The sequence below is a fragment of the Vibrio sp. 1727 genome, assembly GCF_033344415.1.
Taxonomy (GTDB): Bacteria; Pseudomonadota; Gammaproteobacteria; order Enterobacterales; family Vibrionaceae; genus Vibrio; species Vibrio alginolyticus.
In genome coordinates, this window is sequence record NZ_JAWPOT010000020.1 from 1 (window position 1) to 12,957 (window position 12,957).

Annotated in this window: 10 protein-coding genes and 1 pseudogene; 1 reads left to right on the forward strand and 10 read right to left on the reverse strand. The window is 43.4% G+C overall.

All coding sequences use genetic code 11. The features are described 5' to 3' along the window. Positions 1-75: 75 nt before the first annotated feature. From R8O10_RS18075 to R8O10_RS18110, 8 genes and pseudogenes are all read right to left on the reverse strand, one after another. Positions 76-975 (reverse strand): annotated as a pseudogene (locus R8O10_RS18075) (TonB-dependent siderophore receptor); the annotation flags it as partial. Between the two features lie 200 nt (positions 976-1,175). After that, positions 1,176-3,152 (reverse strand): Fe(3+)-hydroxamate ABC transporter permease FhuB, encoded by a 1,977-nt coding sequence (fhuB, locus tag R8O10_RS18080; protein ID WP_054576913.1) that lies wholly within the window; start codon positions 3,150-3,152, stop codon positions 1,176-1,178. Further along, a complete protein-coding gene (locus tag R8O10_RS18085) occupies positions 3,149-4,033 on the reverse strand; it encodes an ABC transporter substrate-binding protein (protein WP_318191602.1) in 885 nt (294 codons plus the stop codon). The genes fhuB and R8O10_RS18085 overlap by 4 nt, the downstream gene beginning before the upstream one ends. Positions 4,034-4,044: 11 nt before the next feature. Beyond that, positions 4,045-4,809, reverse strand: a complete 765-nt coding sequence (locus tag R8O10_RS18090; RefSeq protein ID WP_318191603.1) for an ABC transporter ATP-binding protein — start codon at positions 4,807-4,809, stop codon at positions 4,045-4,047. Positions 4,810-5,133: 324 nt separating this feature from the next. Then, positions 5,134-5,352 (reverse strand): hypothetical protein, encoded by a 219-nt coding sequence (locus R8O10_RS18095; protein ID WP_005377723.1) that lies wholly within the window; start codon positions 5,350-5,352, stop codon positions 5,134-5,136. Between the two features lie 87 nt (positions 5,353-5,439). Beyond that, positions 5,440-6,564, reverse strand: a complete 1,125-nt coding sequence (locus R8O10_RS18100; RefSeq protein ID WP_318191604.1) for an HD-GYP domain-containing protein — start codon at positions 6,562-6,564, stop codon at positions 5,440-5,442. A gap of 274 nt (positions 6,565-6,838) precedes the next feature. Further along, the gene (locus tag R8O10_RS18105; protein WP_318191605.1) at positions 6,839-8,044 is read right to left on the reverse strand and encodes an aromatic amino acid transport family protein; all 1,206 of its coding nucleotides are present in this window, start codon (positions 8,042-8,044) and stop codon (positions 6,839-6,841) included. Positions 8,045-8,205: 161 nt separating this feature from the next. Next, the gene (locus R8O10_RS18110; protein ID WP_062730625.1) at positions 8,206-9,399 is read right to left on the reverse strand and encodes an iron-containing alcohol dehydrogenase; all 1,194 of its coding nucleotides are present in this window, start codon (positions 9,397-9,399) and stop codon (positions 8,206-8,208) included. 629 nt (positions 9,400-10,028) lie between these two features. Here R8O10_RS18110 and R8O10_RS18115 point away from each other — a divergent pair. After that, the gene (locus R8O10_RS18115) at positions 10,029-11,294 is read left to right on the forward strand and encodes an HD domain-containing phosphohydrolase (RefSeq protein ID WP_318191606.1); all 1,266 of its coding nucleotides are present in this window, start codon (positions 10,029-10,031) and stop codon (positions 11,292-11,294) included. A 54-nt stretch (positions 11,295-11,348) separates the two neighbouring features. Here R8O10_RS18115 and R8O10_RS18120 read toward each other — a convergent pair whose 3' ends face one another. Both R8O10_RS18120 and R8O10_RS18125 read right to left on the reverse strand, forming a co-directional pair. Continuing rightward, complete coding sequence (locus R8O10_RS18120) at positions 11,349-11,951, reverse strand: 2OG-Fe(II) oxygenase (protein WP_054574119.1); 603 nt, start codon at positions 11,949-11,951, stop codon at positions 11,349-11,351. Between the two features lie 160 nt (positions 11,952-12,111). Beyond that, positions 12,112-12,882 (reverse strand): TerC family protein, encoded by a 771-nt coding sequence (locus R8O10_RS18125; protein WP_085569856.1) that lies wholly within the window; start codon positions 12,880-12,882, stop codon positions 12,112-12,114. Positions 12,883-12,957 lie beyond the last annotated feature (75 nt).

Consider the following 12,957-nt stretch of genomic DNA (forward strand, 5'->3'; position numbering starts at 1 on the left):
TGAAACTCGGTATGTTGTTTAAGAACTGATCAACATGGGGCTACCATGTCTTCTCACCGAATTAAGCAACAAAGCCCCTAAAGACACCTGCTCACGCTCAAACGTCTCCCAGTTAGGATTGCCTATCGCTAAACTATCACTGATCTTTCCATTTTTGTTTGGCGTTAACGTTCCTTCAACTGGCAAAAATTGCAGATAAGGATCTGAGTCGTCTTTTTGATAGCTCGTTAGAAAGGTAATTTCAGACGTCTCATTAAATTTGTACGTCATCGATGGAGAGAGAAGAATGCGCTCTGCTTCTACACCACTAATTCTCGTCCCATTTTTTCTCGCTAACCCTTGAAAGCGAAAAGCTAGCTGCTCACTCACCTCAGAGTTTACGTCAAGAGAAAGTTGTTTACGGTCTTCAGAACCGTACTCCAAAGATACAAGTCCTGACCCCCCATCAAATTGAGGTCGCTTACTGACAACATTGATAACCCCACCTGGAGGGTTTTGCCCATAAAGAACAGACGCTGCACCACGTAAAACTTCAACCCTCTCTAACGCAAACGGATCTATTTGCCAACTATAGAAGCCAGAAGAATATAAACGGGTACCATCTTGATACAACCCGCTGTTCGCCTGTTTAAAACCACGAATAATAAACCAATCTTGCTTGTTATCTTCGCCAAAATAGTTAGTTTGAATGCTTGGTGTGTACTGTAGCGCGTCAGAAACGCTAATAGAGGCACGATCATCCATTTGCTCTCGCGTAACAACAGACACCGCTCTTGGAGTCTCATTGATGGCAATATCAGTTTTTGTCGCTGCCCGACTCTTCGCTCCAAGATAACTAAAATCAGGACCAACTGCACTGTCTTGCTGCTGTCCAATCACAACTATATTTTCATCTTCCTGAGCCAAGACATTTGGCGTTGATAAAGCTAATACAATCGCCATTGACGTTGGTGTCAGCATAAACTGCCGAGTCATATTCTTCTCCTTTTTGTCGGCAGCCAAACCAACCCTTCGTGAATTCAGCGACCGCTGAAAGAAAAGCGAGTTACGGCATCGCCAGTTGTTTCCGTAAAAGACAAACCAGAGGTTTTGCATAAAGCACTCGCATAGGTTCCGAATGCCACTACGAGTGCTTATTTGTATAAGTACTTTCTTGGTTGAGGCTTAGCTCATCTCTATAAGCGGCGTAAACCCCACATTAAATACAAACCGCCAATGAGAGACGCCATAAGCCCTGTTGGTATTTCTTGCGGGTAAAGGACCTGTCGTCCCAACCAATCAGCCAACAACATCACCCCTGCCCCCAGTATCGCGGCGCATAACATGTGTTGTGACGCTTTGTTAAAACCAAATAAGCGAGCTAAATGCGGAGCCAACAACCCAACAAAGCTAATCGGGCCAACAACCAATGTCGCACTGACCGTGAGACAAGCAACTAAAAGAAGCAGTATTGCGCGTGAACGATCAACTCGAATTCCAAGTGCTTTAGAGGAAGCGGCACCGACAGGAAGAATATCTAGCCATCTTACGCAGAGAAAACTCAACCCTATAAAGACAAGCGCAGATAAAGACAATGGGAGTAACGTTTCAACCGAGACATAGTAGGTAGACCCAGACAACCAAGCCAATGCTTGATAACTTCTTGGGTCACCAGTGGCTAGAATAAAGCTCTGTATTGCATTCATCAGTGCGGTTATCGCAATACCAGTCAACAAAATACGCTCCGGCTGAAAGCCTGACTTACGGTTTAGCAGCACAATGACTAATACCGTCGCTAATGCACCTACGAGCCCGCCTAGAGAAAGAGTGAAAATTGACGAACCAAACCCAGTAAACATCGCGATGATCAATCCCATTGCTGTCCCTGAACTGATACCGATCACTTCAGGACTTGCCATTGGGTTTCCACTTAGGCGTTGAATCATGGTTCCAGCAATCGCTAACATTGCCCCCGCAATTGCTGCTGCAAATAATCTAGGTGCGCGCCACTCCAAAAAAATCCAATTTTGGCTAGCAAATAAGTTTGCCCACCCTTCATTTTGCACAGCAACCGTGGCAAAAAGAACAACAGAAATTAACGTGCCGATCAACGCCAATGAGATCGCTTTAGGGTTTAGCTTGTAAACATGTTCACGATGTCGAGTTAACACTGTTTGAGTATGGCCCTGCGTCTTTTGTGATAAGCGAGGTAACAGCCATAACAGTAGCGGAGCGCCCAGTGCAGCGGTTGCAGCTCCCGTTGGTATAAAACTCGCCATTAGCCCTGGCAGTTGCTGAATAACCAAATCGGTTAAAGTCAATAACATGGCACCAATCAGCATTGATACCCAAAGCTTATGCTGGATTTTATTGATACCTATCAATCGAGTAATCGCTGGCGCCGCTAACCCGATGAAACCGATGATTCCTACCGCAGAAACCACCCAAGAAGTGATTAACACCGCAAGCCCAAGACAGACAAAACGCAACTTAGCTAACGAGACACCTAAACTCTTGGCACCTTGCTCGGAGAGTTCCAACAGACTTAACGGCTTTGCAATCACAAATGCAATGATCGTAGCAAGTGCGATTCGAGGGGCAAGATACGAGAAATCTCCCCATCCACTCTGAACAAGCGAACCCGCTCCCCATATCATTAACCCATTCAGCTTTTCGGTATTCATCATCAGAATAACCGTACTTAATGATGCAAAGTACAGGTTTATCACTAACCCAGAAACGACGACAACCGTTGGAGATAACGCTCGTCGCCATGACAACAGCATCACCAACCCCATCGATATCACACCGCCGATGAGAGCAACCAAATTAGGCGCGATATCCAACATCCAAGGTGCGAATAGCGTAGCTAACATCAAAGCAAAACTTGAACCGCTCGCCACACCAAGTGTCGTGGGTGAAGCGAGAGGGTTACGCAGCACTTGCTGCATCAATACCCCAGCAACCGCTAATCCAGCACCAGATATAATCGTGGTGAAGACTCGAGGCCACCAGCTAAAGTGAAGTAAAACAGAATCGATAGATTGAAAGTTAGGCTCCCATAAACTGATTAGAGCCAACGAAAATGAGCTTACTTGGTACAATTGGAAAGCACCAATAGAAAAGGTAAATGCCGAAAGTAACACCACAAAGCTTAAAGGCATCGTTTTCATTGTGTTAACTCCTCGACCTTACTCGCCGTAACTAACTCTGCGAAACGGAGGGCTGAAGGCATAGAACCAAAACTCCAAACGGGCGCGACTTGCATGACCTTTTCACCAGATTGTTGAACAACATATTGCCAAAATGGGTCTTGAGAGAGCTGCTCCGCTCCACCATAAGGTAATGGCTCTACGATAACGATTTGAGCTTTTATGCCAGCTAACTTGTCGATGCCAACTAGGCTGAAGCCCCAGCTATTCGTCTTTTCATTCCATGCATTACTCAGCCCAATCTTTTCGATAGCCTGGGAGTAAAGACTATTTTGACCAAAAACACGTACGTGCTTTGTATCCATAAACTGAATCATTAGAAGTGGCGGCTGGCCTTTATTTATACGCTGTTTTAATAAAGACAAACGTTTTTCATATTGTTGGATAAGCGCCTCTGCTTCCGCCTCTCTTCCCAGCTCTTCACCAAACCTCCGAGTGAAACTGGTAAGTACCGACCAATCCGTAATCCCGCTTTCATATAAGTCAATGGTGGTAACCGGGGCGATATCAACTAAGCGATGCTTCATTGAGGAGAAGTACGGGGCAATAAAAATACGCTCAGGTCTGAGCTCGTAAATGCGCTCTATATTGGGTTGAGTTCTTAACCCTACATCCTTCGTTTGAGGTGGTAACGGTGGCGATTTTACCCAAGCATCGTAATCTTGCCCTTGAGCAACGCCTACAGGTACGACCCCTAAAGCCAACATCGTTTCAGTTTGTGTCCAATCAACCGACATCACCCGAGGTGATGCGTCAGCTAGTGCTTGAAAAGAACTGACCAAAAGCGCACTAAGTGAGAGAGCGAAAGAGAAATGTTTAAGTCGAGTGTTTGTACTGCTCATTATTCCAACCTTTAGCTTGGCATCGCCACCGGGTAACCCGCAGGGTGGTCATAGATCATCATCTCTATCCCATATATGTCCCTCAACTTAGGTTCAGTAAACACCTGTTCAACATTGCCTTGTGCAATCAAATCACCTTGATGTAATGCAACGATGTAGTCGCAAAATCGTGCAGCCAAGTTGATGTCGTGTAATACGATAATAACGCCCAAGCCCAGTTCTTGACTGAGTTTAGAGATAAGCTTCAACATATCGACTTGATGGCTGATATCTAGCGCAGACAAAGGCTCATCAAGAAGCAAATACTCGGTTTTTTGGGCTAACAGCATAGCTAGCCACACACGTTGACGCTCTCCTCCAGATAACGTGTCCACTAAGCGATCTGCGTATTTTAGTGTGCCTGTCATCGCCATTGCTTCTTCAACAATGTCGTGATCTTTCTTACTCAAACGTCCAAGTAAACCATGCCATGGATAACGACCAAAACCGACTAAATCTCGACCTAAAATACTGTCGGTCACTGGAAGATGCTGAGGCAAGTAGGCAATGTGTTGGGCGAATTTTTTCGCTGAGAGATCGTTAATGCTCGTTCCATGCAGAACCACGTCACCAGCGGTGTATGGCTGTTGCTGTGCCAGCAACTTTAACAATGTGGATTTTCCTGAACCATTGTGTCCAACAAGAGCGTATGTTTTTCCGGGTTCAAATGTCACATCAAACGCTTTTAGCAATGACTTGCCTTCAATCTCAAACTGGAGTGCTTTAGCTTCCAACATCCCTACTTCACCTAATAGCCATTTACGAATAACAGTTATTCAGAGCTCTCATTCGTTGATCACGTTTGCCGTTCTTATTCAACAGAACGATTAATAAGGGAGGTTTTATATAACAACAAAGATACAAATGCAAACCGTTGTCATTATCATTACATCAACAAGATCATTGAGAGAATTGCTAAGTGTTAGTGATAATTTGCTCTGCTGAACTTCATTAGTAAATTATAGGCAGGTCAACGAGAGCAGCGGTCTCCCACTGCTCTCGCATAAATTTGAACGAATACTGCAGCGTATGAAGAAATGAAAAATGCCGCAGTGAATACATTAATGACGAGCGTCAGCGCCAAACTCTACTTCTTTATAGATATCGGCCAGCGACTTTTTACCTTGTTTGTCTTTGGCTGAACGCTTTTTCTTAGTTTGATAATGGTATTCTTGCTCCTGAAGTGCTTGTTCGTGCTCTTTTGCTGACTCAACAAACTCAGGATTTGCAAGTGCTTGTTGGCGTAAGCGGTTTACTCTTTCAAGGGTTTCCCACAACATACTTCACCTCCAAACTTATTACTGTATATAAAAACAGTATTGTTTAAATATTCCTCCTCGTCAACATTTCAACTTTGTTACTGCTCTTCACATTAACCCCAAGCCTGTATAGTGCTCGGGATATTTGTGGATGATTTGCTTTATATAACCTTGATGCTCTCGCAGAGCATCAACACATTCTCGAGATAACCATCCCTGATATACCCATTTTTCAAGTTCTAACAATGCGTATGGGATGGACCACGCTTGTCTATACGGATGGTGCGTCGTCATAAAATCAAAGGCATTTGCGACAGCCGTAATTTGCGCGGCGATTGGTATATCATCATTGGTTAAACCATAAGGATAACCAATGCCATTTAAGTTTTCGTACTGATAAGTAACCATCTGCAAAAACAAAGTCACACTCGGGTGAACCGGATTTCCGATACGGGCAACTATGTCATCCGCTGAATCGATACAACGCTCAATATGTTGAATCAATATCGCCTCTTGTTCTTGAGAGTAATTTGTTCGGCGGCTAGCAATTTCAACTGGCAGCTGACTATCACCGAGCGCATGGAACTGAGCAAAAATACCAATATCTTCGACCATTTCGTCATTCAGGTGATAACGATCCGCTAACTGCGTTGCGATAATTTGACTGTAGTACTTCATGCGTTTGGTATGCGCGTAATACTCAGGTGAATAGCCTGGCATCATACATTGCATTCGGTTCGCTAGCGTTTCTATCGCATTGACTACTTGAGTCTCTGATTCAACCGCAAATCGAATCATTTCGAAATAAGGTTTAAGACCATTCAGCGCTTCTAAACTAAACGCATCACGTTGAGTGGAGTTCAAAAATACAAAACCAGTAAAAGCTTTATTGTCATAACAAGGAATAGCAGCCGACGACTGATATCCGTGTTTGAGTAAAATTTGAACCCGAGGACAGTGATTAATATCATGAAGGTCTTCGACGATACGAGGAACCGCGTTTTTAGAGGCAATATTGAGGTGGTGGAGTTTACGGAATGCTGATTCGTGATGGGCTAAACACCAAGTGTCAAACTCACTTTCTGCAAATGATTTGAGCACATCTTGGTCTGGGTGATATTTTGCAAATGACACCCTATCAATACATGGCAAGTGCGCCTGCATCCTGCCTTTTAGCGTTTGCAGTTGCTCGTTAAGCGGTTTTGCAAACAGGTAAAAACTCCGGTGCGCCATGCTTCACCTCCACACCAAAGCAGAGAAACAAGAAAAGCTCATTGTGTTGCAAATTCAATGGTATTTTGAGCGGTTTTCTCCACTTAAATTATCGATATACCACAACTTAAGTGTACGAAATAAAAGCACATTTCTACCAATTTTTTCACCGGATATCTTACGGTAATTTGATCCAGATTAAAAAAGCCAACGAGCAAAACTCGTTGGCCTAACAATACTGATTGATTACGATGGATTCAGTAACTAGAGGTTATTCAAAGAACGTTCTAAACAACTAGCCTAGAGCAGGAAGCACACCTAGCGTAATTAACACCTGAGCTAATACGATACCAGTGCCAGCAATGCCCGTTATCACTAGCGCACCTTGACCACCAGCGACGCGGTACTCCCCAGTAAAATCATCCGATTTACGAACCTTGATCACCATAACCAAAGGCAAAAAGATGGCTAAAATCGCTAAGGCAATCGCTGCATAGCCCAAAGCCATAATAAAGCCTTGAGGATAGAAAAGTGCGAAGCCTAGCGGTGGAGTAAACGTCACTAGTGCCGCAATCAAACGATTAGGCTTATCGTTACTTCCTTTGATGGTATCACCCAAAAATTCGAATAGACCCAAACTCACGCCAAGGAACGATGTCAACAATGCCAAGTCAGCAAACACACCAACAATGCTACCCAAATTTGATTGGTGTACTGTCTGAGATAGTTGACCAATCAGTGCGCTCAACCCTCCGTTCTCAACAAGCGTACTTTGGCTAACCACACCCAACGTCACGATTTGCCAAAAGATATAAATAACGAGTGGAATCGTCGAACCAATAATAACGGCTTTGCGTAAAGAAGAAGTGTCACCGTCTAAGTAATTCACAACTGCAGGTATACTTCCGTGGAAACCAAACGAAGTAAAGATCACCGGAATCGCTGCTACAACAAGGCCTTGTTCGATTGGCATACTTAACAAGTAAGATTCCGTAACGTTTGGAGCAAGAAAAGAAAGCACCGCAACCATCGCAATGAGCTTCATCGCGAACAGAACTCGGTTTACTTTATCGACCGTACCGGTACCCACTGTCACAACTAAAGTCACAATCAAGGTAAAGATTATCGTTGATGTAGGCCCTGAAATATCGAGGTCAAACCATTGTGCAAGGCGGTCTCCGAACTGAGCACCACCGCCAGCGATATACGCTGCACATAATGAGTAGAAAAGAAACAACATCGCAAAACTTGCCACCCACTTGCCTTTTAGACCTAGGATCTGTTTCGCCAAAGTATGAAGTGTAGCACTACTCTCCGCATGTTGATGAAGCTCAAGCATAAGCAAGGCAGTGAAAGCCATCAGAGCCCATAAACCTAGCATGATGATAATTGAAGTTGAAAAACCAATGCCGGCAGAGGCAAGTGGAAGCGCTAGCATACCAGCGCCTATTGTAGTGCCCGCAATAATTAGCGTACTACCGAATACTTTAGAACGACTCATTGTATATTAATCTTTACACTTTATTAGAAATTATCAGTATTAGATCGGGCAACGGCGGACCGAAACCAACACCATATTTGTATTGCCGTCGATATTGTAGGATCTTTAGCAGAAGATCAAGCAAAGTGTAAGGATAAAAAACCACACATGTAAACTATAATTTACGCCTTGCTGATATTTAACAATAACTGTGTGCATTCTTCCCTGTTCATGAACTTGGGAACAGGGTAATTCCAGTGCGCCTCTTTCAGAATTAAATCAACAAGCGCATCAGCATCTTCACGTTGAATGAGCGCACTGGTTTGCTCAATATCAATAGTTGAAAACAAGGACTCCAGATTCGCCAAAAAATGCTGAGCACTTGCGTTACCTAACTGCCCCTCGGCCGTCAACTCATCGAGCTTTCTTAGTTGAGGCTCAATCTCTGATAATGAAAAGCGCAGCACAGGCAACAAGGCTAATCCGTTTGCCATACCATGAGGTATTCCATATCTCGCACCGAATGTGTGAGCAAAGGCATGAACATAACCCAAACTCGCTTTGGTAAATGCTAAACCCGCGTAATAGGATGCCATAGCCATTTTATGACGAGCTTCGACATCATCCCCTTGCATCACAGCCCTAGGAAGATATTTAAAAATGAGTTTAATAGCGGCAACCGAATAAGCCATCGTTTCTTGAGTAGCGTTTTTCGATACATAGGCCTCAATAGCATGGGTTAATGCATCAACGCCAGTATCAGCCGTGATCTTAGGAGGTAAACCAATCATTAAATTCGCATCTAAAGCTGCCATTAGTGGCACCAACTTTGGATCCATTAAAGGGGTTTTAATGTGTGAGGAGGGATCTGACACGACCGCAGCGATAGTAACTTCACTTCCGGTTCCAGCCGTTGTTGGAATAGCAAAAAGCGGCGCTGGCATTCGCCATACCTTCAATAGTCCAGCTAATTTTTTTATTGGCCGTTTATTGGTAACTTTCGCAGCGATGACTTTTGCACAATCCATTGCAGAGCCGCCACCCAAAGCTAATATGCCCTCACAATGAAAACGATGATAAGCCTCTAGACCGCTCTCTACCTGATCATAGGTAGGATCGGGCTTAACTTGCGAGAAAACATCTAACTGTAAATCGAGTTGTGCTGCAGCCTCAAGCACCTTATCTACAATACCGACTTGGACTAACCCTTCGTCGGTAACTAACAAAACGCGTTTAAATCCCAGCTCGGTCATCGATTCTAATAGCTCATTCATCGAACCAGGGCCGGAAAACAAGGTTGGTCTCGGCATAGGAAGGATAAGGGCTGCTATTTTTAACCCAGCGGTGTAACTCCGATATAAACGATGCTTCAACATACGAAATCCTTTTCATTTAGAGCTATCATTCTAGCTACTTTTACTACCTATGCTTACTTTGCAATCACACATTTTCAATAAACTTATCTCACTAAAAGGGCTAGCATCGCTGGGAAACCGTACCATTTTATTATCTTCCCTCAACGACATGAGCTACAGAGAAAATGTTTTCAACGACGCTCTATTGTCATGTAGTTAACAAGCTGCTTTCCCTATTACTCTGTTAGTTACAGAGCAAGCCTCGAAGAAGTCTTCTTATTTTTTGCCTTCAAAAGCAACAATATGAATTCTGTTAATCAGACATCAATACCGTGTGTCTCTGGTTGAGCCCGAACACGATCTACAAAAATAAAAATAAGAATGCGTTACATCATGATTTATTGTCGTTTTCAAATAAGTCAACAAGAGCAACAATAATCTTTCAAAACTTATACTTAGTTCAAATATCTGACTCTTAACCATGAGCTTCAGGTGATATTATTATGCAACTAGGATTATTATCCCGCCCATAATCAAAACTATGTCTAAACGCCCACCTTTTTGGGGTCTATTCGCTGTCGTACCCAATTTTTCCTATCACCTTCTGATTTGGGTTTAGCGTGGGCTAATTAGCAATGTCGGTATAAACCATGAATCATTCTTGCCATTCCCATACGGACATGGGCTTTGAAGTCGATCTGAAACAAGCACTTATCTGGGTTGCTCGAGCACTCGACTATGTCGGTGTTGATGATACGCACCATAGCCATCGTGTCGCTTACATCGCTTACCAATGTGCTCGGGTCATGAACTGGGAACCAGAAAAAGCGGAGTTTTGCTACTTCGCAGGGATGATCCACGATTGTGGGGTCTCCGAAACACAAGAACATAAAATGTTACTTGAGGAGTTGGTGCCACAAGATGTAAAAACACATTGCTTAAGAGGATACCGAAGCCTCAAGCAGTGTCGTTTGTTACGTCAGTTTGCGACACCTGTTCTTTACCACCATACACATTGGAGTGAACTAAAATATCTTGATTTACCGCCTTTTGAAAAAGAGGTCGCTGCCCTACTCTATTTAGCCGATCGTCTCGATTTTATGCGTTCCAAATACGTCATGAACTGCCACTGTGACATTGTCACACTTCATGAAGAACTAATTGCAGAATGCATCATGGCAAACGCTGGAACTTTGTTTAATCCAGACATGGCTAAGGCAATGGTTAAGCTCGTTATGACCGACACATTTTGGTTCGCGATGGAGTCTGAAAATATAGAAACCATCGGATTAAACTTTAAAAGCATTGATTGGCTTCAAAAACAGCTCACCATCCAAGATATGAATAGTTTGGGCATGTTTATCGCTCGAATTGTTGACGCAAAAAGCCCATTTACTTATCAACATTCGCAAAAAGTGGCGGAGTTATCTCGGTATCTAGCCATCAAGCTTGGGTTCTGTGAGCACGACCAAGAGATGTTATTTATTGCTGGGTTGGTGCATGATATCGGAAAGTTAAAAACACCAGATGAGATTCTTCATAAAGAAGGCTCTCTTAATAAACAAGAGTATACGCGTATTAAACGCCATACAATTGATACTCAGCTCGCATTACACAAAGTGTTTCCCAACGCTAAAATAGCGGAGTGGGCCTCTAATCATCACGAGCGTTTGGACGGTTCTGGCTATCCTTATCATAAAACAGGAGACGAACTCGATGTACCATCGCGTATTGTCGCGGTTGCCGATGTTTTTCAAGCTCTGTCTCAGGACCGTCCCTACCGAGGACGAATGGCTCAAGCACAAATCGCCGCGATTATGGGCGAGCAAGTCGCTAAACAAGAACTTTGTTCTGACGTCTATGCAGTGCTAGAGCGAAACATGACCGAGTGTTACGAGCTATCAACTAATGTTTAATCGATAAAGGGCGTATCTACGCCCTTTTCTGATTTTGTGCAGGTTGCAAACCAATCATTTTGCAATATCAAGTACATTGTCTCGCACACCATTGATTCTGAACCAACCTGCAATGCTGAACCGCTCTGCGTTGGTCGGTAAAACCTCATGCGGGAATTGCTCAGATAAGAATAAAAGTAAGCGTCCCGATTGAGGAGGGATGGTTGCTATCTTATTATCATTTAGATCGTAAACCACCAATTCACCTGCATCCTTTTCCGTCCAAGATTCGTTCATGTAAAAAACGGTTGTCAATCGACGGTTTTCATTACCTTTAAAACAATCTAGATGCTTTTGGTAGAAATCCCCTTCCTCGTACTTGGCAAAGTGAGCTTCATACTCAAAAAGCCCCAGAAACAAGTGACGGTTCACTTCTTGGCGTATTTCTTCCATCTTATCTAAGTAAGAAGTAACCGCGTACCCCATATTGGGTGATAACCATTGAATTTTGTCACTTCGAATTGACTCAATACGAGTCACATCGTCATTACGACCAATACGCGCTTTTTTCCAGTTACTTGGAATGCAGTCTCGCAATTGATCCACTTCTTGTTCAGAAAGAAAATCATCCCAGATGTAGTAGCCATGGGTTGCTAACGCATCGATCATTTTATCCATTATTGTCGTTCACTCATATTAGTTGGGCGGTCTATATAAAAAATCTTCAACCTCACAACAAATGCGATTTTTTGTCGAAACGACAACAAAATAAAAAGAGAGTAAAAATAGGTGATGACGAATATAAAAATGCCGCTCATATGAGCGGCAATATCTTTTATTATTGACGAGCTTCTAATCTGGTTGGATGAACTCGCAACGGACTAAGACGTTTAATAGTCGGGCGTTGTTTGTTTTTTAACTGGATATGACAAAGTTCCAGAATTAAGCCGAATGCCATCGCAAAGTACACATAACCTTTGTTGATATGAATTTCGAAGCCTTCTGCCATCAATAAACCACCTAACAAAACGAGGAATAACAAGGCAAGTGTCTTAAAACCAGGGTAACACGACACCAGGTTATTGATTTTTTCTGCTGTCATGACCATCACGATAGCAGAAGAAACAATCGCTGCGACCATAAGTGGGACATCACTTGTCAAACCAACGGCGGTTATCACCGAGTCCATCGAGAATACAGCATCCACGGCAACAATCTGCAACAGAACTACCGCTAAACCAGTACGGGCGTGAGTTGAGTGAGCCGACTCGTTGTAATTTAACCAACTCCACAACTCTTTCAGGCTTTTAGCCAAGAGGAATGCACCACCCGCAATCATGATAACGTCTCTTCCGGTAAACGCATGGTTCGCCAAAGAAAATAGCGGTTGAGTCAGTTGCATGATCCAAGAAATTGAAAACACTAAACCAATACGAGCAATAACAGCAAGACCAATACCAAGGTTTCTTGCCAGCTTACGTTGGTGCAGCGGCAGTCTTTCACATAAGACAGAGATAAAAACGACGTTATCAACGCCTAAGACAACTTCAAGCGCAAACAAAGTGGCGAAAATAGCCCAAGCTTCTGGTTGCATAAAAAGTTCTAGCATGAGCATGTCTCCAATAATAAGAAGACATATGGTGAAGGGTTTTGTCGACTAAAGGGGTCGTCCATTAATTATTTA

Bases quoted from the DNA above. Each gene is read 5' to 3' on its own strand.
- fhuB (WP_054576913.1), bottom strand. From the start codon at position 3,152: ATGAAAACGATGCCTTTAAGCTTTGTGGTGTTACTTTCGGCATTTACC.
- R8O10_RS18085 (WP_318191602.1), bottom strand. From the start codon at position 4,033: ATGAGCAGTACAAACACTCGACTTAAACATTTCTCTTTCGCTCTCTCA.
- R8O10_RS18090 (WP_318191603.1), bottom strand. From the start codon at position 4,809: ATGTTGGAAGCTAAAGCACTCCAGTTTGAGATTGAAGGCAAGTCATTG.
- R8O10_RS18095 (WP_005377723.1), bottom strand. From the start codon at position 5,352: ATGTTGTGGGAAACCCTTGAAAGAGTAAACCGCTTACGCCAACAAGCA.
- R8O10_RS18100 (WP_318191604.1), bottom strand. From the start codon at position 6,564: ATGGCGCACCGGAGTTTTTACCTGTTTGCAAAACCGCTTAACGAGCAA.
- R8O10_RS18105 (WP_318191605.1), bottom strand. From the start codon at position 8,044: ATGAGTCGTTCTAAAGTATTCGGTAGTACGCTAATTATTGCGGGCACT.
- R8O10_RS18110 (WP_062730625.1), bottom strand. From the start codon at position 9,399: ATGTTGAAGCATCGTTTATATCGGAGTTACACCGCTGGGTTAAAAATA.
- R8O10_RS18115 (WP_318191606.1), top strand. From the start codon at position 10,029: ATGAATCATTCTTGCCATTCCCATACGGACATGGGCTTTGAAGTCGAT.
- R8O10_RS18120 (WP_054574119.1), bottom strand. From the start codon at position 11,951: ATGGATAAAATGATCGATGCGTTAGCAACCCATGGCTACTACATCTGG.
- R8O10_RS18125 (WP_085569856.1), bottom strand. From the start codon at position 12,882: ATGCTAGAACTTTTTATGCAACCAGAAGCTTGGGCTATTTTCGCCACT.